The following is a 19,389-nucleotide window of genomic DNA, read 5'->3' on the forward strand; positions in this document are numbered from 1 at the left end:
ATGTATGAACTTTGCGAAATTGAGATCTTATACCCCCATAGAATAGGTGCATAACCATGGCTTCGATTAGCATTCATAATATCTATACCCAAAGTATTTCAAGGCGCAGCCAACACCGCTGCACCTTGAAAGGCGACGGGTATAAATGTTTGTTTTTCAAGCATTGGTTATCCGTTTTAGACACTCAACCACCCATTGAGGATCGTCTTGAGGCAGGTCATGTCCCGCCCATGAATGCACAAAACAAGACTCAAGGCTCAAGAACTCTTTTAACTTTCGGCTGCAACTAGGTGCAACAAGATGGTCTGCCTGAGAGTAAAGAATATGAACAGGAGGTAAAGAAGTAGCAGCCGGAAGCTTAAAACGAGCAGCAGCTATTATTTGTCGAATTTGGTTCTCTGTTCTGACAGGCCTGAGTGTTTGAATGTTAATCCATTGTTTAATGACTTCTTCTTCAACAGGGCGCTGATTGCAAGTGAGATGATAAATCGCCCGCTCTTTGATAGCTGGATTAAAGCGCGCTAACACACCAGGGTAGCGAAGTGCTTTGTAAAACTTTAACCGTTGCCAAAAAAAATTAAGCCTCGAGCTGGTATTAATGACCACAACACTTTTCGCATCCTCTCGAAAGGCTGCCCCCCATTGCAACGCAATCATCCCTCCCAGAGAAAGTCCAACAATAATTGCAGGCTCCCTCGATGACGATAACTGCTCTTTGAGTAAAGGCACATAGTCATCAACCGTAAGAGGGCTACTTCCTTGAAATAAAATACCAGCACCAGGTAAATCAGGAGTCTCAATTAAAGCCTGAGGAAATGCCTTTTTCATCAACTTTAGTAGAGGGGTCCAGTGTTCTTGGTCTCTTCCTAACCCACGAATCAAGATAAACCTCACAACTAACTCCTATACCAGAGACTTCTCGCCATTTGATAATAGGAATCATAGAGCGAAGTATCGGGTAGCCAGTTTTCATAGCTCAATGTGGCATCAAGCAAAAAGTCAAGAAAGGGAAAATGATGACGTAAGACTCGGCGTTCTCGATGTTGGACCATAGGATTGAACATCCCTTCTAGTGAAAACCCTTGCAAAGGATTTTTCTTTACCCAGTTCCATGAGCCCATCTCTAATGTGAGAGGCAAAAAACGCACACCGTCCTTTTGTCGACCAAAGCGCTTATAGCAATGATCCCAGAAGTCACCATGAGTTAAATAACTGCTAGATTGCGGTTCAAAAAGATAACGGTGGTTGGGGTAGCACTTATCCCATAATAGTTTTAACGCCATAAAAGGTGCAATCCCGCTGAGTGGTCGTCGGCGATAAGCATAAGGAAACCATAAACGGTCACGAAAGCCAAACCCAGAGTGGCAGTCTAAAGAAATCAATAATGGTGAGTCGATAGTAAGTTGTTTAATGATACCTTCAAGGGCTCGGTTTTCTTTTTCCATTTCATCGGCATAACCTCGATACCAAGGTAACCATCGAGTATATCGATGACCTCCAGCTAAAAAAGGAACCTTACCTTCCGCTTCAATAGGGCCATTGCGCATCAGATCAACACCATTGCCATTTGAGCGTTGGTTTTTGTACATCCCCACCAGATTCACAATAGGGACAAAAGTCACCGCAATTTTCTTTAAGCATTCTTGCATTGAAACATCCCATTCCATGCGATGTAACCAGGTTTCGAGCAGCGCAATGATCACACGAGAACCAATGCGCTCTAATCCATGAACACCTCCAACAATAAGCAGCCGTGGTTGATCAGATTGAAACTCACCCAGTTGCAAACAATATTGAGGCAGCTCTATTTCATCCCATTCATAGCTACTGAGAACACTGAGTTTAATCTGAGCGGTAGAGTTTAAAATCACACGTTCAAGCTCAACTAACTCAGGCAAGTGTTTTTTTAAGCGCTTTCTTTGTTCTTCACTTCTATTTTCAACAAAACTATCAATGAGTGTTTGCGCATTGAACTGAATGGTTACAGGATTCGACATACAACACCTTTATTACTCAACTCTCTTTAAAGATGGCGTGTTTTATTCGCTTTTTCCATGCAGAACCCATGAAATAAGCGACTCCCATTGATTAATGTCTTTCTTTACCCGACTTAATGGCATTTCGAAGATGCTTTTTCCATTTTCCATAACTTGATTGTAGTTTTGCGTATCTCTGATTTGAGAAATAAAAGGCATATTAAGGTTTGATAAAAAAGTTTCTAAAGAGCGATAGCTTTTAGTTCGACTTTTTACACGGTTCGCCACAAAGCCTAGCCGAAGTTTTTTATCATCAGTCACACCTGCCTTGGTGATGTCCATAAAAAACCGAAATGCCGCTCTTACATCAATAGCAGAAGGCAATACGGGAACAATAATCACATCAATAGCATCAGCTAAACTTAACAACTCTTCGCTACTGCACCCCGCAGGCGCATCAATGACAACCACATCTTGCTCTGGTGGATATTGAATGCTCGTCAATGCAGACTTTTGCCCATTAACACAAGGTAACGAAGCAGGACGGATCCTTAACCAATCTGACGCAGACAATTGACGATCACAGTCGATCAACAAGGTTTCTCGTTGTTGCAGGGCAAACCAGGCGGCAAGGTTGACTGACAGTGTTGTTTTTCCACAACCACCTTTGGTATTCGCAATTAATATCCGAGAGATCATGACAGAATTGATTAGTCCTTATTTTTAAGATTGACTGCACCCTCTCGATTCAACAGACTCAAAGCAAAACTAAGGTGCCAACATCAACGCTATCAAGTATAGCAGCCTACCTAATTAAGCAAATAGATGCATAATCAACTGAAATTCCTTAAAAATGCGGCCAAAAGCATCTATCTTGACAACAACAAGCTTATATTAACCAACTCTTTAAAAAATGGCTTTTCTGGCCCATTAAACACTGGATAAACCGCTCATTAATGTACCCAAAACGCTAAAAAGCGCCAACTCCTCTGACCAGATAAGTCGATAAAATGTCGACATCTTCCACAAACGTGCAGATTATTTGTTAATTCACTGTTATTGACTGGACAAAGACAGCCTGCATCGTGCAGAATAAGCTCCAACAGGTTATGGAATGCACATATTGCATCTATATTAAATGAACAAGTTCCAGTTTTTGCAAGATTGACGAAGATGCCTCAACTTTTACTTCTAAATGGCCCAAATTTAAATCTACTCGGCACTCGAGAGCCAGAGAAGTATGGCCATACTACATTAGAAGACATTGTTGAGAACGTTAAGTCGGTGTTGGCACAGCACCAAATAGATTTAGCTCATTTTCAAAGTAATGCAGAACATGAACTTATAGAGCGTATCCATTCGGCAAAGCAGGAAGATATTCGGTTTATCATTTTTAATCCGGCGGCATTTACCCATACCAGTGTTGCCATCCGTGATGCCATCTTGGCGACCGATATTCCTTTTATTGAGGTACACCTCACCAACCCTCATCGCCGAGAAGCATTCCGTCATACCTCCTATTTCTCCGATATCGCCGAAGCTGTTATAGCAGGTTTTGGCGCTAAAGGTTATGAATTTGCAGCACTCAGTGCAGCAGAAAAAATTAATAGTCTCTAAAACGCACTCATTAAGAGTGTATTAACTTGTTTAAGGTTTTAGGCATGGATATTCGTAAAGTAAAAAAATTAATTGAATTGTTAGAAGAGTCTGGCGTCGCTGAAATCGAGATCAAAGAAGGTGAAGAGTCAGTACGTATTAGCCGAGCGACGTCATCCGTTGCTCCAGTGGTAGCGCCTCAGCCTATTGCTGTTGCGCCAGCCAGTGCTCCACAAGCACCCGCTCCTGCAGCAGCAGAGGCAGAAGTTGTTGACAACACACCTTCAGGTACCGCAGCCAAGTCACCCATGGTCGGTACCTTCTACCGTGCTCCTTCACCAGGTGCTAAGCCATTTGTAGAAATTGGCGATCAGGTCAATAAAGGCGACACACTTTGTATCGTTGAAGCCATGAAAATGATGAATCACATTGAGTCAGAAGTTTCCGGTGTGGTGAAGGCTATTCTGGTAGAAGATGCAGAAGCAGTCGAGTTCGATGAGCCGCTATTTATCATCGAATAATTGATCCCAAATTAAACGTGTAATGGGTGTCTCATGTTAGAGAAAGTAGTTATCGCTAATCGCGGAGAAATCGCGCTTAGAATATTGCGGGCCTGTCGCGAGCTTGGCATTAAAACGGTTGCTGTACATTCAACGGCTGATGAAAATTTAATGCATGTAAAACTAGCCGACGAGTCTGTTTGTATTGGCCCTCCATCTCCACTGGAGAGCTACCTTAATATCCCAGCTATTATTTCGGCTGCCGAAGTCACTGATGCAGTGGCTATTCATCCCGGCTACGGATTTTTGGCTGAGAATGCTGACTTTGCAGAACAAGTAGAACGTTCTGGTTATACCTTTATTGGACCCAAGGCCGATACCATTCGCCTGATGGGTGACAAAGTATCTGCTATTTCAGCGATGAAAAAAGCAGGCGTACCTTGTGTACCAGGTTCTGATGGTCCACTAGGTGACAACGAAAAAGAAAACTTAGCGATTGCCAAGCGCATTGCTTACCCTATCATCATTAAAGCATCTGGTGGTGGTGGCGGTCGTGGTATGCGAGTCGTGCGCAAAGAAGAAGATTTGTTAGAGTCTATCGCATTGACTAAAGCCGAAGCCAAAGCCGCTTTTGGTAATGACATGGTTTACATGGAAAAGTTTTTAGAAACACCACGCCATGTCGAGATTCAAGTCCTCGCCGATAACCACGGCAATGCCATTTATCTTGGCGAGCGCGATTGCTCTATGCAGCGTCGTCACCAAAAAGTTATCGAGGAAGCTCCCGCTCCAGGCATTACCGACGAAATGCGCCGCTTTATCGGCGAGCGTTGTGTACAAGCTTGTAAAGAGCTTGGTTATCGAGGCGCTGGTACTTTTGAGTTCTTATATGAGAAAGGTGAATTCTATTTCATCGAGATGAATACGCGCGTTCAGGTTGAGCATCCTGTAACAGAGCTTGTCACAGGCGTTGATATTATCAAAGAGCAGCTTCGCGTTGCCGAAGGCCAGCCTTTGTCTTTTAAGCAGGATGATATCAAGCTTAAAGGCCACTCGATTGAATGCCGTATCAATGCAGAAGATCCAAACTCGTTTATCCCATCACCGGGAACCATTACCACTTATCATGCTCCAGGTGGCCCAGGTGTTCGTTGGGACTCTCATATTTACGCAAGCTACAAAGTTCCACCATTCTACGACTCAATGATCGGAAAATTGATTACTTATGGTGAGACTCGTGAAGTCGCCATGGCGCGAATGCAAATGGCTTTGGAAGAACTGGTTATTGATGGCATCAAAACCAATATCCCTCTGCAACAAAAAATTATTGCAGACGATAACTTCCATAAAGGCGGCACTAATATTCACTATTTAGAAAACAATTTGCTTAAGCCAAAAGAATAGATAAATGCCTTTAAGCAACACTCACTAAATCATAGGTGAGTGTTGCTTTTTATATTCCTTTCCGTTTAATCGTCACTCTTTACGTTTTGCCTCAATATAACGATCAATAATTCGTTCTAATATATCTAACGGAACTGCTCCATTTTTTAATACTTGATCATGAAAGTCGCGTAAATCAAATTGTTCACCAAGTGCTTGTTTCGCTTTCTCTCGTAACTCCAATATTTTGATCATTCCAACTTTATAAGACGTAGCCTGCCCCGGCATAACAATATAGCGCTCAATCTCTGACACCACATCGCTCTTGGCCATTCCAGTATTATTGAGCATATAGTCTATCGCCTGTTCACGAGTCCAACGCTTAGCATGAATCCCGGTATCCACCACTAAGCGTACAGAACGGAACAACTCTGCCTGCAAGCGTCCAATATTGTCGTAAGGATTTTCTTGGAAACCTAATTCCCAGGCCAATCGCTCGGCATAAAGGGCCCATCCCTCGGAGTAAGCTGTAAAAGGGGCAAACTTTCTGAAAATAGGAACACCCTGTAATTCCTGTTGAATCGACTGCTGAAAATGATGCCCAGGCGTTGCTTCATGATAGGCCAAGGTTCTCATACCGTATTTGGGGGTTGCTTTGATGTCGTAAAGATTGGCATAAAAGCGTCCTGGGCGCTGGCCATCAATTGATGCTCTCTGATAGTAAGCACCCGGAGCCGTTTTCTCTTTAAATTCAGGTATCCGCAATACTTCAACAGGGGCTTCAGGCCTAACTCTAAAAGCACCGTCTAAACCCGCACTGATTTCGTCAATCATCGATTGATAATCCTTAAGGATCTGCTCGCGCCCTTCTTGAGTATCGGGATAGTAAAACCTTGACTCTGCAGACAAATCAGCCATAGCTTTAGTAAATCCACCGCTCACATCGCGGCCTTCAGCAGCAAGAATAGCCAGTATTTCTTGTTGGATTCTGGCCACCTCCGACAATCCCAGATTGTGGATATAGTCCGGGCTGTAATCCGTTGTCGTAAATAGCTTTAAGGCTAATTGATAGGCTTTATCTCCCTGCGGCAGCTTCCAGAACCCATCGTCGTCACTGGCTTTATCGGCCAGTGAGCCGAAGTAGTCAATAAACAATTGATAAGCCGGGTAAACATCTTGCTCAATGGTTTCTGCTGCACTTGCAAGAACAGACCTCTCCTCCAGTGTTAGCTCTTGTCCCTTATCGATGGCTTCCATTTTCTTTTTTAACGACGTATATAAAATATTCTCTGTCGCTGGCTGTTTTATAAAATCTTTCATCTCAGTAAGCACTCGTTCTATAACAAAACGAGGTGGAATGATTTGTGCCTGTTCCCGCAGCTTTAGTCCTGCCAAAATCTGTGAAAACTTGGTTTTAACCGCAGCCATTCGCTTTACATAATCTTCTGCGTCACGAAGTTCTTCTACTTGATGCTGTGCATCCATAAATGAAGGAAAATTAGATTGGGCGCCAAATAGCTGATTGAGAGGATAGGTGTGAAGTTGAAATGCCTCCGCTTCGACACCGATATCAAGCAGGTACATCAAAATATCTTTGGATAGCTTCTCATCTTCTGTCATCCCCTCTTCTGAATAACTCGACAGTATGGCTTTGTATTCCTTTATTTGCTCAAACAACTCTGCTGTTTTCTCTGGGCTGGCATTGTCTAGCTTGTCTTGATGACCTTTTATACCCACACTCTCCAACACTCTCAAACTGGATAGAGTCTCTGGACTGTCTTTTACCATCTCGTAGACAATGCGGTTATAAAACAACTCAATCGTCACTGGCTTAAAGTTCAATGTATGCCAGATACCACCAACCACAAGTAATATGAGAGCCAGCAAGGACCACAGGATTATTTTTTTTATCATTAGAGTACCCAATCTAGTTTATATACCCAAAGAATTTCAAGGTGCAGGTAGGCGGCCAGTAAGCGAGTCCCCTGAGCTTAGATAGACTAAGTGATTGGGGTGAGTGCGCGCAGCCAACACCACTGCACCTTGAAAGGCGACAGGTATAGATGGGTAACAATGTACTGCGAGAAGATGAGATAGAAAAGAAAAAGAGTATTACAAAATTTATGAACCGCAGAATAAGAGAAAAAAGGCCGCAGATAGCGACCTTGTGTTATTTTTTGACCCAGCGGCCATTCTGCATGACGTAATTACCAGACGCTGTTTTACTGATAAACTTTTTGCCAACAATCTTACCCACTTCGCCAATGGATATTTTCTGTTTAGCGGCAATGCCTTGATACTTGGCTTTGCGCTTCTGATTCGTAGACTTCACTAGCGCTACGACATCACTCGGTGCGTCACTTTTTACCAAGCCAATATAGCCATCGGGTTTTTCACCAATGTAGCCTTGTGCTTTAGCCGATTTTAAATCAGCAGCCCAGGTTGCCTGAATACTGATAAATACAATTAATAACAGGAACACCGCGTTTTTAATAAGCTTTCGTATATCCATAACTTAATCCTCTAAAAAAGCTCTTCGTCAGCTAACATTTCTTCGGCCTCTTTTTCGACCTTTACTTTAATCTCATGCTTAATGTTAACCGTTAAATTAATCTCAATGGGCTTGTCTGGTGCCTCTACGCGCACCGTTGGATTACAAGCTGCTAATACCAGAGCGAGCGGTATCACAGCCAAAGAACTTGGAATATCGTTATACTTCACACACTCTCTCCTTTAATTCATTTTCTCTTAGTCTACAACGCCAGACTGAACTTCGGCTGAACTCAAACTCCGTTGCCATAGCTTTTGTTTTGAGGTGCTGTCTTAATATACCCAAAGTATTTCAAGGTGCAGGTAGGCGGCCAGCAAACGCCCCCCTGAGCTTAGATGAACTAAGTGATTGGGGTGAGTGCGCGCAGCCAACACCGCTGCATCTCGAAAGACGAAGGGTATAGTGTAGCAAATACCAGACACTTCCTAATACTATTTTAGACAGGTCTGTTCAGTTTTGGCTATTTGAAGAGTGCTTGATTTGCTCCATGATGTTTTCGCTCATATCTCCCGTTAGAAATACTGACTTAAACAAGGCGGGTAGCTGGCCATTAATGTTCAAATTAAAACTAATGGGGTATCCATCCATCACTTGGGGATTTCTTCCAACAAGTTTAATTTCAATCACATAGTCACCCTCGGTACTATAATTGATAGTCCCCGAAAAGTGTTCGTATTCAAAATTCTCCAGTGCTTGAAAAGCAATATTTTGTTGCCCTAAAGCCTTAGCAGCAGGATTAACGTAAGCAATCGCGCCTTTTCCCTGCGCCTCGAACACACCATCAGCCACATAACCTTTGCCTTGCTCCACACCCACAGGGATCTCTAAATCAATCAGTCCACGCCCACTGAGACCTTCTACATTGATCATGTTAAACAAATGGATCAAGTCCATACGTTTTATTTGAACCAGAGTTCGTTGAATCGATTGTGGGGAATCGAATTTCATCTCTGCAAACGAAATATGGCTATCAAACCAGTGACTGGAAAAATTCTTAACACTGCCGCTATCTTTGCTTAATAAATTAAAATCAAAAGAGGTATCACTTAAGTTAGATTCCATAGGCAAACTGAGTGATGCGACTTTGCCGTGCCCAGATGCCTTTAGATTTTCTTGTTGCATAGAAAAAGTGGCATCCAGTTCAATCCCTTCTGCTCCCAGTTGCTCATAAGACATAGCGAAGGAGTTAGCCTTCACTTCTCCTTTAGCATTTTGATTTTGCAATTGATAATCTAACTTGGAAAAAATATTACCCGAAATAATATTGAGCGCATCAAAATCGGCCAAGAACGGGGCAACCACCGGCCTTAATGCATCTATCTTGCTTTCCATTTTTGGCAGGGTGAGTAAACTTTTTTGGCTCTCAAAGACATACCAAAACTGAATCGGAGCAGGTTCAAATAAAGCGCTGGTAAGCATGCCATCCACGTCAAGACGCTGAGTATTCGAACGAAGATTGCCATTGAAGTTAACAGGCTGTAGCTCTCCCATGCCAGCACGTCTCTGTGCGTTAAGTGCCACAATATCCGCCTCAAGTAACGACTCAGACAACTGATAGCGCCCTTTGGCTGTCAAAGTATCTACTACTGCCTGAGGATGCTCCAACTGCCGTAAAGACTGCTCAAAAACTACACACTTAGAACAGGCGTCTAGATTAGAGAATATCCCGTTCCATTGCTGAAATTGCGCCTGTTGCGGCCCGCGTTTAACACTCCCCTGCTCAACTTCAGCTTTCACTGCATAGTCGGGCCAGTTATCTTGCTGAAAACGGTTAACTATCAGCTGTAAAGGCTGCGTATTCGCCACAGTGAGTGTTTCGAATTGAAAATGAATATCCTGCTGAGGGAGCAAAGACCTACCGCCCAGCGCTTTAACAACGGCGTCCTCTAGCCCTGTCACGGTCCAGTCAGCGCCTTGTCGTTGAATCCCAAAAGTTGAAGACAATGTCAAAGCCTCTAGCTGTACGTCAAAATCACCACGCCAACGCACCTCTTTTAAATTAAGCGCCTTGAGCTCATGGTTGCTAGAAACATCAAACTGCTGGTTAATGTTTAACTTGCCATTTAAATTCCCTTTCATTGAACCAATAGACAGCGCAGGAGGAGCAAATCGCTGCCAGGGCAACGAGTCCAGAGTCAACCGATATTCTGCTAGCCAGGAACTGGTAGAAGAGTGGGTAACCTGGACTTCTGCAACGATTTCGTCACGCTGACTCACCTGTAAGTGACTTTTTGTCGTCGCAGCGTCAAGAATAAGTTTTCCTTGCTCCTGTTCAACCTTCCAGTCGGTAGAAAGCATCAAACGATTTTGAGCGGTTTCCAATTTCAGTTCAGCGAGCTGCAATTTCGAAGGCAAACTGCCAGAGTAATTCACATCAATAGCATCAGCATTGATAGACCACTGTGGCAGCTGCTGCATAAAATCCAGAGAAGGTAACGCAGGAGGCTTAGACGGTGAGTTCGATTTAACGGACTGAACATCGGCCTGTAACTTTTTTAGTTCAAGTTCTCGGCGGTGTCCATCAAGAGTCAATGATTCTAAGGATGCCTCAACGATCATGGAATCTGTCGTGATCCGAAGCACAATATCATTCGCCTTTATTGACGATACACCAGGAAAATTCCAGCTGGCTTTAACTAAGGAGACTTCTTTAGGCAAAAAGTAAGTGACGAGACTATTCGCCCAGACAGGGAAAGACAGGTAAGCAATAGAGCACAGCAGTAGACATAGTAGAAAAACTCTAACAGCCCATTTATAAAACAATCTTGTTACTCTCCGGACAAAAAAAAGGCCACTGATATCAGTGGCCTTAATGTTTATTGCTCGCGAGCAATGGCTCGATGACCAATGTCAGTTCTAAAGTAGACATTGTCCCAATTAACTTTGTTCAATCGGGCATAGGCTTTTTTCTGTGCCTCAGTAACCGAGTCACCTAAGGCGACAACACAAAGTACACGGCCACCAGCAGTAACCACCTGCCCATCGGCAACCTTGGTACCTGCATGGAACACTTTCGAGTCATTTTCTTCGGCATCCAACCCAGAAATCGCATCACCTTTGTTATAGCTCTCAGGATAGCCTCCAGCCGCCATAACCACGCCAAGTGAAGGTCGAGGGTCCCATTTGGCCTCTACTTCATTCAGCTTTTGCGCAAGCGAAGCCTGACACAGTTCAACTAAATCAGATTCTAGACGCATCATAATAGGTTGAGTTTCAGGATCACCAAAGCGACAGTTGTACTCTAGTACTTTAATGTTGCCTTGCTGATCGATCATGACACCAGCGTACAAAAAGCCAGTGTAGGGATGCCCCTCTGAATCCATACCTTTTACCGTAGGCCAGATAACCTGTTCCATAATGCGATCATGGATTTCCTGCGTCACAACAGGAGCAGGAGAATAAGCCCCCATACCGCCTGTATTAGGCCCAGTATCACCATTGTCACGGGCTTTATGGTCCTGTGATGTCGCTAGGGGCAATACATTTTTTCCATCAACCATCACAATAAAGCTGGCTTCTTCGCCGACCAGAAATTCTTCAATAACCACTCGGTGACCCGCATCGCCAAACTTGTTTCCAGCTAGCATGTCGTCAATAGCTGCAAATGCCTGCTCTTCGGTCTCTGCAATAATAACGCCTTTACCTGCAGCCAATCCGTCTGCTTTGATAACGATAGGAGTTCCCTGCTCTCGAACATAGTTTTTCGCCTGCTCAATGTCAGTGAAATTGCCATAAGCCGCCGTTGGAATGTCATGGCGAGCTAAAAAGTCTTTAGTAAACGCTTTAGAGCCCTCTAGTTGGGCTGCACCTTTCGTTGGTCCAAAGATATTCATGCCAGCCTGCTGAAAAGCATCAACCACTCCAATAACAAGAGGTGCTTCAGGACCAACGATGGTTAATTCGACACTATTTTCTTTGGCAAAGGTCAAAAGAGCGTCAATATCTTCCACGCCAATATTGACGTTCTCCAATTTGGGCTCCAGCTCCGTCCCAGCATTACCAGGTGCAACAAATACTTTAGTTACTTTAGAAGATTGAGCCGCTTTCCAGGCCAAGGCATGCTCGCGGCCACCGCCACCAATAACGAGAAGGTTCATTTAGGGAAGATCTCCAGACAATCAGATGTTAATGGGTAAATTTTATCTTGATCAGAAAAGAGTATAAAGCCGATTAGCAGCATTTATAGGCAAGAAGAGAGAAAAATAGTAAAAAAGTAAGAAGCTAACCCTTTGTTAGCTTCTTAACATAAGATATATCTTAGAACTTGTACTGAACACCAACGCGGAAGCCGTCAGAGTCATCATCGTCCTGATCCAGACGAGTCCACTCAACGTAAGCGCCTAACTGCTCGGAAGCTTTAAAACGAACACCACCAGTCAGCTCAACATTCTCGTGGTTGGCATCCAGATCTTTGTAGAAAACTTCACCGTAAAGCTCGATATTTTCGGCAACGTTTGAACGGATACCTGCGCCTAAGCCCCAACCATTTTGGCTAGTGTTATCTGTATCAAAGGCAACATAGTCCATGTGCATGAAGATAGAAGTTGCATCAGAAATAGGCCCCATGATTCCCAGACCAACTACGGTCGAATCCAACTCTTCTTTTACGCCTGCTTCGCTGCCGCTGATATCTTCATGGCCCAGGTTTACGAAGAAGTTATCAGAGATGCTAGCATTAGCGCGGATAGAGAAACCATCCAACTGATCAAAATCAACATAACCCGCTTCTACAAAATCAAACGTTGGATTTTCGGCGAATACTGCGCCACTGGAAAGTAATGCAACAACAGATGCTGTTATTATCTTTTTCATGAATTAGCCCTTGTTTACCTATAAAGTGAACTGCCATCGCTCCATGTCGAACGACTTCAGTTAATTCTCCTGAATTATGCCGCCTTGGGGCAATAATAATTGTTACGGTGGTCATCCGTTCTAAGACCTACCAGATGACTCAAACAGTCAGATAGATTTTCGAAAAACACCGGGGCATTAGATTATATTTATTTCACCAGTAAATATTGGGAATTAATGCTATTGCAAAGAGAATTAAAAAAGGTTAATGAGATACAAAAAAAGGACTCAAATGAGTCCTTTCTTACTACCACAAAGGTTTAACCTTAGAAACTGTATTGGATACCGAGGCGGAAACCATCGTTGTCATCACCTTCACCAACAAAGTATTCAGCAAAGCCACCGAAGTTTTTGTTAAAGCTCTGACGTAACCCTAAAGTAAGATAGGTTTCTTCTAAATCAACTGACTCGATATCACCATCTTTACGAGATAACTCAGCAAACAGCTCTGTACCAGCACGAACGTTAGAACGAACACCTGCGCCAATTTCAAAACCGTCACCAGAAGCGCTACCGGCATTATTGTCGAATTCCCAGTCAAGGTAATCAACATGAGCGAAGAATGAAGTATTAGATGTTACAGGCATTTTAAAACCAATACCGATTTTTACTTCATCAAGATCGTTGCTATCTTGACTTAGGATTTGATAGCCACCATTAAAATAAAAGTGATCATTGATTTCTGCATTTCCTCTTAATACAAATCCATCGGCTTCATCCAATTCTGCATAACCGAATTCAACGAAATCATAAGAAGGTTGCTCAGCTAAAGCAGCGCCAGTAGAAAGAAGTGCGATTGCAGATAACGCGAATAATTTTTTCATGTGTTTTTTCCTTCATGTTTAGTTTAAAACTCATCCTGTTTACAGACAGAAAATGATAAGTTTATTGATGTACACAGAACATCAACAAGATTTGTTACGTTCTGCGTACATACTATCAAGGAAAAAATGAATGAAACCTTAATGACGGAAGTGTCGCATTCCTGTGAAGACCATGGCTAAATTATGTTCATCTGCAGCGGCAATAACTTCTTCGTCGCGCATAGACCCACCAGGTTGAATAACAGCTTTAACGCCTGCTTCTGCTGCCGCATCAATACCATCACGAAACGGGAAGAAAGCATCGGAGGCCATAACAGAACCTTTTACTTCCAGGTTCTCATCAGCGGCTTTAATTCCTGCAATTTTCGCAGAGTACACTCGGCTCATTTGACCAGCACCAACGCCGATTGTTTGCTCTTCACGCGCATAAACAATCGCATTAGACTTAACAAACTTTGCGACTTTCCAACAGAATAAAAGATCGCGCATTTCTTCTTCCGTTGGCACTCGCTTAGTGACAATTTTTAAATCTTGCTCAGTAATTAATCCAAGATCTCTGTCTTGAACTAACAAACCGCCGTTCACACGTTTGTAATCAAATGCTTCGGCAGGTTGTGCCCACTGCCCACACTCTAATAAACGCACATTTTTCTTTTCGCTAACAACCTTGGCAGCAGCAGCAGAAATAGACGGAGCGATAATTACTTCGACAAACTGGCGCTCAATAATTGCTTTGGCTGTTGTTTCGTCCAGTTCTCGGTTAAAAGCAATGATGCCACCAAAAGCTGATGTAGGATCGGTTTGGTAAGCGCGCTCATAGGCTTCTAACAAACCCGCTCCAACAGCAACACCACAAGGGTTTGCATGCTTAACAATAACGCAAGCTGGTTGGTCAAAACTTTTAACACACTCTAATGCAGCGTCAGTATCAGCAACATTATTGAACGACAACTCTTTGCCTTGAAGTTGCTTTGCTGTTGATACCGATGCTTCAGTTGCACTTTCTTCAACATAAAAAGCAGCTCGCTGATGCGGATTTTCACCGTAACGCATATCTTGAACTTTTTGATATTGAACAGAGTAAGTATCTGAGAAAGTATTGGCTTCTTCTTTATTCTCTAAACGAGCACTTAAGTAATTAGAAATAGCACCATCATATTTTGCAGTATGACCAAAAGTTTTAACCGCTAATTTATAGCGCAAATCGTAATCAGTGCCTTTGTGCTCTTTCAGTGCAGAAATCACATCCGCGTAATCATTATGATCAACGACTACGGTTACATCATTGTGATTTTTTGCGGCAGCACGCAACATGGTTGGGCCACCGATATCGATGTTTTCAATTGCCAGAGGTAAGGTGCAATCATCGCGAGCAACGGTTTGTTCGAAGGGATACAAATTAACAACGAGTAAATCAATCCCAATGATACCGTGCTCATCCATTACTTCGTTATCAGTACCTCGACGACCTAAAAGCGCGCCGTGGATTTTTGGATGTAGTGTTTTGATTCGTCCGTCCATCATCTCAGGGAAGCCTGTATATGATGATACTTCAGTTACGTCGATATCATGTTCAGCCAGCAACTTTGCTGTTCCACCAGTTGATAGAATCTCAACGTTTAAAGCGGCTAACTGTTGTGCAAATTCAATAATACCTGTTTTGTCCGAGACACTGATCAGCGCACGACGGACAGGTCGCAATGTTTGCATGGAAAAACCTCTTGGTTAATCGATGTAGGAAAAGAATAGATGATGCCGGCAAGAAAAGAAATCTTGCCGGATATAAAGAATAGCTTAGTTAAGGCCGTAGATTTTCAACTTCTTGCGAAGTGTGCCACGGTTTAGCCCAAGAATAATGGCTGCTTTGGTTTGATTGCCGCGAGTATATTCCATAACACGCTCTAGCAATGGTGCTTCAACTTCAGCTAAAACCATGTCATATAATTCAGAAGGCTGCTGTCCATCCAACTGCGAGAAATAGTTCTGGATGGCAGTGTTCACGCTTTCGCGCAGGGTAGGCTGTTGAGATACTGGTGACAGTTCAACATTCTCCTGAGTCGCTATGGTTTCCATTGTTTCTAAAATGCTCATGCTGCTTTTGCCTGTTTTGCTCTTTGTTGTTGAAAGTACTGCTTCGCAGCCGATAATTGTTCGTCAGCCTCTTCGATGCGGTTAAACGCACGACGAAAATCAGAACTATCGAGCTGCTCCTTCAGGTACCAGGAAACATGCTTTCTTGCTATGCGTGTCCCCTGATGCGCCCCATAAAATGAGTGCAGTTGACTAATATGCCGCAACATAATGTCTTCTACCTCATCAAGTTTTGGTTCATCCAACCGTTGTCCGGTACGAAGGAAATGCTCGATTTCTCGAAAAATCCACGGACGTCCTTGTGCTGCACGCCCAATCATAATCGCATCCACACCCGTATAATCCAGCACATAACGTGCTTTTTCTGGGCTGGTGATGTCGCCATTAGCAATGATAGGAATAGACACATTCTGCTTGATGTCGCGAATAACGTCATACTCTGCTTCACCGCCATAACCACATGCTCGGGTACGACCATGAATAGCCAGTGCTTGAATGCCTGCCCGTTCTGCTATTTGTGCGATCTCTAATCCATTTTTATTGTCAGAATCCCACCCGGTACGAATTTTTAGCGTAACGGGCACTGACACAGAATCAGTAACGGCGAATAATATCTGTTCAACCAGCTTAGGTTCTCTCATCAAAGCAGAACCAGCGGCCTTATTACAAACTTTCTTTGCCGGGCACCCCATATTGATATCAACAATCTGAGCACCCTGTTGCACATTGTAGCGAGCGGCTTCAGCCATCATTGCCGGATCAGCTCCAGCAATTTGAACAGAACGCAAACCGGTCTCACCACGATGATCAGAACGCAGCTGACTTTTTCGGGTATGTCGGAGTTTTGGATTAGAAGCCACCATTTCGGAAACGGCGGTGCCTGCTCCCAACTCTTTACAAAGCTGACGGAAAGGACGATCAGTCACGCCCGCCATAGGTGCCAGAACTAACTGATTTTCCAGTTGGTACGGACCTATCTTCATAATACTTCGGACTACCCTGCCAGGACTGGTTAAGAAAGCGCCAAATCATACACTTTTTGCCAAACTTTGAAAACGAAAATTTTATTAGATTTCGACTTCTTTTTGATGTTTTTAATGAAAACAGACGCTTAATGAAATTTAAATTCGTATCCCAACACTCCAGGATGAGGATTTTGCGTTTTTATCAAGATATGGGCTTTCTTACCGGAAGGCATAGCGATGGCTTCGGATAAGTAATCGTCGGGTGTGAATTGTTCACGTGTTATAACCTTGCCATTGGTGTCGGTAAATTTTACCTCCACCACTGGAAAGGGTTGTTCGAAGACGGCGTTATTACGCAGAATCAAATCAAACTCCAGCATGTCGGGATTGTCTCGCCCTGGTTGAATACTGCGCTGAACCAGCTCAATTTTATCGACATCCCGTCTGGGTTTTAATTCACAGGGAAGTAATGAGCACATGGAATGAACAGTACCTCCCCAGGTATCGTCCCAAGCCAGCGTCTGACGCTCTGTCCACAGGTGAAATCCGCCAAAACCTAAGCCACCAAGTATCAAAACCGTTAAGATAGCCCACTTTAGTTTATGGCTACGTCCTTCGATCATTTCATCAAATTCATCAAGAGGATCCGGATCGAGTGACTCATTGCGCAAATTATCCGATAGCATCCCCATTGAAGGGTCGGAAGGATCGTCTGCCTGAACGGATTCCTCTTCATAGACAAATTCATTTTGCAGAGGTGCATCTTCAACCAGTTCCTGCTCAGAAAAAGTTTCTTGCTCTAACTCATAGGTGCCATCGGCGTGCCGAACTTGGTCAGATTCATCCTGAGGCTCTTCATAAGAATCAGACAATGTTGATGACGCATAAGGGACGCCACTTTCTGCATCCATTTGCAGCATTCGTTCTACTTCTGCTACCGCCTCATCTTCCATTTCGGGTTCTAATATATTAGGCAGCTCAGCGACATGCTGATTTTCTAGTGAGCTCACATCATCAGAAACAGGACTTACTGTCTCTTCGGTATCCGCCAGAGAGAAACTATCGTCTATCCCTTCAAGTTCCAGTTCCTGATCAGCGAAATTGTCTGGCTCACTGTCTTCACTAGCCACTTCCTCTTGAACACCCTCATCAAGTTGCTCAAAAGTCGCATTATCGTCTTCTACAAAGCGCTCAATATCTTCCAATGAAGGTTCTAACTCAGGCTCTCCTTCATCCAGCGAAGATAAACTCATATCCTCAACAGATTGCTCTATCGATTCTACTTCACCCATTTCTGGTTCCGGCATAGGCTCACTTTGATGAATAGCATGATCTGCGCTCTCATCAACTTCTTCACTGGTTTCTTCCGCCGAAGTCTTGCCATAGCTTTCAATAGGAAAGTGAGCCTCTTGGGTCCCTTGAGAATACATAATATCCAGCTCCGCTTCTGGAGATGCGGTGAGCAGCCCTCCTTCATTAACGGATGGCTCCAATGCTGGAGAAGTATCAATAAGACGCTCAATAGAATCGGTACTCTCAGAAGACTGTACTTCTGTAGGAGTGGGAGGTGGAGTTGCTTTCTTTTGTTTTGGACGCACAAGAGAATCGGTTGCTTTAAAAACCGAAAGACATGCACCACAGCGGACTTTTCCGTCAGCCAGCTGAAGCTGTTTTTGAGTCACTCTAAACACAGTCTGGCAGTGCTTACAGCGAGTATAAACGTATTCCGACATCGGCGTTGAGCCCTTCTTTATTGTTTTTTTACGCCTTCTAATCGCACCCAGTCTTCCTGTTGGACTGGAGGCTGCATATTAAACCATTTTGAATAAACCTTCGATACTTCTTCGGCTTGCTCAGCTAACAGTCCAGACAACACCAGCTGTCCCTCTGACTTAACGAGTGCAGAAATGCTTTCTGACAACTCTGCCAATGGACCGGCAAGAATGTTAGCCACAACCACGTCAAAAGTTTGTTCATTAACAATATCTGGCATTCCCACGTCAATCGCATCAGCGGGCAAATCGTTACGAGCCATATTGTCTTTGGTTGCTATGATAGCCTGTGGATCAATATCAATAGCACTGGTTGATTTTGCCCCAAGCTTCGCAGCAGTAATCGCCAATATACCAGATCCGCATCCATAATCGAGCACGGTTTTATTGGTAAACGAATAGCTATCCATCCACTTTAAGCATAACGAAGTGGTTGGATGTGTCCCAGTTCCAAATGCCAAACCGGGATCAAGCATAATGTTAACGGCATTCGGCTCTGGAGCCGCTTTCCAGCTCGGTACAATCCATACCTTTTCGCCAAACTGCATCGGATGAAAATTATCCATCCAGGCGCGTTCCCAGTCTTTATCTTCGAGCGCTTCAAAATGAGGAGAAACAATCGCCTGAGCAAGAGAGTGCGACGCAATGGCGGTCAAGATTTCATTAGTGTCGACTTCAGCATCAAATAGTGCTGTCACCTTCAGTTGATTCCAGAGAGGAGTTTCGCCAGGTGCAGGTTCAAGAATAGGGTTATCTTCTGCATCTTCAAAGGTCACAGAGAGCGACCCTAGCTCCGAAAGGTAGTCTGTCACTGCTTCAACATCGGGCTGAGTCGTACGCAGTCTTAATTGTAACCAAGGCATAATAACGTTTACATAAT

Annotated in this window: 18 protein-coding genes; 3 read left to right on the forward strand and 15 right to left on the reverse strand. The window is 43.7% G+C overall.

The window, feature by feature from the left end; genetic code table 11:
• Window positions 1-156: 156 nt before the first annotated feature.
• From NH399_RS10110 to NH399_RS10120, 3 genes are read right to left on the reverse strand one after another with little or no spacing between them, the layout of a single operon-like run.
• Window positions 157-894 (reverse strand): alpha/beta fold hydrolase, encoded by a 738-nt coding sequence (locus tag NH399_RS10110; protein WP_253039891.1) that lies wholly within the window; start codon window positions 892-894, stop codon window positions 157-159.
• 2 nt (window positions 895-896) lie between these two features.
• On the reverse strand, window positions 897-1,997 hold the full coding sequence (locus tag NH399_RS10115) for a M14 family zinc carboxypeptidase (protein ID WP_253039893.1): 1,101 nt from the start codon (window positions 1,995-1,997) through the stop codon (window positions 897-899).
• Between the two features lie 42 nt (window positions 1,998-2,039).
• The gene (locus NH399_RS10120) at window positions 2,040-2,675 is read right to left on the reverse strand and encodes a ParA family protein (protein ID WP_305885093.1); all 636 of its coding nucleotides are present in this window, start codon (window positions 2,673-2,675) and stop codon (window positions 2,040-2,042) included.
• A 474-nt stretch (window positions 2,676-3,149) separates the two neighbouring features.
• Here NH399_RS10120 and aroQ point away from each other — a divergent pair, with 474 nt between their 5' ends.
• Genes aroQ through accC form a run of 3 tightly spaced genes read left to right on the forward strand, consistent with a single transcriptional unit; the run spans window position 3,150 to window position 5,476 of the window.
• Window positions 3,150-3,593 carry a type II 3-dehydroquinate dehydratase gene (gene aroQ, locus NH399_RS10125; protein WP_253039895.1) on the forward strand — a complete coding sequence of 148 codons (444 nt, stop codon included), beginning with the start codon at window positions 3,150-3,152 and terminating at the stop codon, window positions 3,591-3,593.
• A 44-nt stretch (window positions 3,594-3,637) separates the two neighbouring features.
• The gene (gene accB, locus NH399_RS10130; protein WP_253040075.1) at window positions 3,638-4,093 is read left to right on the forward strand and encodes an acetyl-CoA carboxylase biotin carboxyl carrier protein; all 456 of its coding nucleotides are present in this window, start codon (window positions 3,638-3,640) and stop codon (window positions 4,091-4,093) included.
• A 33-nt stretch (window positions 4,094-4,126) separates the two neighbouring features.
• A complete protein-coding gene (accC, locus tag NH399_RS10135; protein WP_253039897.1) occupies window positions 4,127-5,476 on the forward strand; it encodes an acetyl-CoA carboxylase biotin carboxylase subunit in 1,350 nt (449 codons plus the stop codon).
• Window positions 5,477-5,548: 72 nt separating this feature from the next.
• Here the strand turns inward: accC and NH399_RS10140 are convergent, their stop codons facing one another.
• From NH399_RS10140 to prmA, 12 genes are all read right to left on the reverse strand, one after another.
• A complete protein-coding gene (locus tag NH399_RS10140; protein WP_253039899.1) occupies window positions 5,549-7,369 on the reverse strand; it encodes a DUF885 family protein in 1,821 nt (606 codons plus the stop codon).
• A 256-nt stretch (window positions 7,370-7,625) separates the two neighbouring features.
• On the reverse strand, window positions 7,626-7,967 hold the full coding sequence (locus tag NH399_RS10145) for a YdbL family protein (RefSeq protein WP_253039901.1): 342 nt from the start codon (window positions 7,965-7,967) through the stop codon (window positions 7,626-7,628).
• Between the two features lie 11 nt (window positions 7,968-7,978).
• Window positions 7,979-8,176: a YnbE family lipoprotein gene (locus NH399_RS10150; RefSeq protein ID WP_253039903.1), complete on the reverse strand. Its 198-nt coding sequence runs from the start codon at window positions 8,174-8,176 to the stop codon at window positions 7,979-7,981.
• Window positions 8,177-8,456: 280 nt separating this feature from the next.
• Entirely contained in the window at window positions 8,457-10,769 is a 2,313-nt protein-coding gene (locus NH399_RS10155; protein WP_253039905.1) for a YdbH domain-containing protein, read from the reverse strand.
• Window positions 10,770-10,822: 53 nt separating this feature from the next.
• Window positions 10,823-12,103, reverse strand: a complete 1,281-nt coding sequence (gene purD / locus NH399_RS10160) for a phosphoribosylamine--glycine ligase (protein WP_253039907.1) — start codon at window positions 12,101-12,103, stop codon at window positions 10,823-10,825.
• A gap of 160 nt (window positions 12,104-12,263) precedes the next feature.
• On the reverse strand, window positions 12,264-12,818 hold the full coding sequence (locus NH399_RS10165) for an outer membrane protein (RefSeq protein ID WP_253039909.1): 555 nt from the start codon (window positions 12,816-12,818) through the stop codon (window positions 12,264-12,266).
• A 305-nt stretch (window positions 12,819-13,123) separates the two neighbouring features.
• Window positions 13,124-13,681, reverse strand: coding sequence for a hypothetical protein (locus NH399_RS10170; protein WP_253039911.1), 558 nt, complete (start codon window positions 13,679-13,681; stop codon window positions 13,124-13,126).
• A gap of 138 nt (window positions 13,682-13,819) precedes the next feature.
• On the reverse strand, window positions 13,820-15,391 hold the full coding sequence (gene purH, locus NH399_RS10175; protein ID WP_253039913.1) for a bifunctional phosphoribosylaminoimidazolecarboxamide formyltransferase/IMP cyclohydrolase: 1,572 nt from the start codon (window positions 15,389-15,391) through the stop codon (window positions 13,820-13,822).
• An 84-nt stretch (window positions 15,392-15,475) separates the two neighbouring features.
• Window positions 15,476-15,754 carry a DNA-binding transcriptional regulator Fis gene (fis, locus tag NH399_RS10180; protein WP_371876073.1) on the reverse strand — a complete coding sequence of 93 codons (279 nt, stop codon included), beginning with the start codon at window positions 15,752-15,754 and terminating at the stop codon, window positions 15,476-15,478.
• A 14-nt stretch (window positions 15,755-15,768) separates the two neighbouring features.
• A complete protein-coding gene (gene dusB, locus NH399_RS10185; RefSeq protein WP_253039916.1) occupies window positions 15,769-16,755 on the reverse strand; it encodes a tRNA dihydrouridine synthase DusB in 987 nt (328 codons plus the stop codon).
• Between the two features lie 128 nt (window positions 16,756-16,883).
• The gene (locus NH399_RS10190; RefSeq protein WP_253039918.1) at window positions 16,884-18,470 is read right to left on the reverse strand and encodes a DUF3426 domain-containing protein; all 1,587 of its coding nucleotides are present in this window, start codon (window positions 18,468-18,470) and stop codon (window positions 16,884-16,886) included.
• A 17-nt stretch (window positions 18,471-18,487) separates the two neighbouring features.
• Window positions 18,488-19,372, reverse strand: a complete 885-nt coding sequence (gene prmA, locus NH399_RS10195) for a 50S ribosomal protein L11 methyltransferase (protein WP_253039920.1) — start codon at window positions 19,370-19,372, stop codon at window positions 18,488-18,490.
• Window positions 19,373-19,389 lie beyond the last annotated feature (17 nt).

It is taken from the genome of Pleionea sp. CnH1-48, from assembly GCF_024124665.1.
Lineage (GTDB): Bacteria > Pseudomonadota > Gammaproteobacteria > Enterobacterales > Kangiellaceae > JAMXSB01.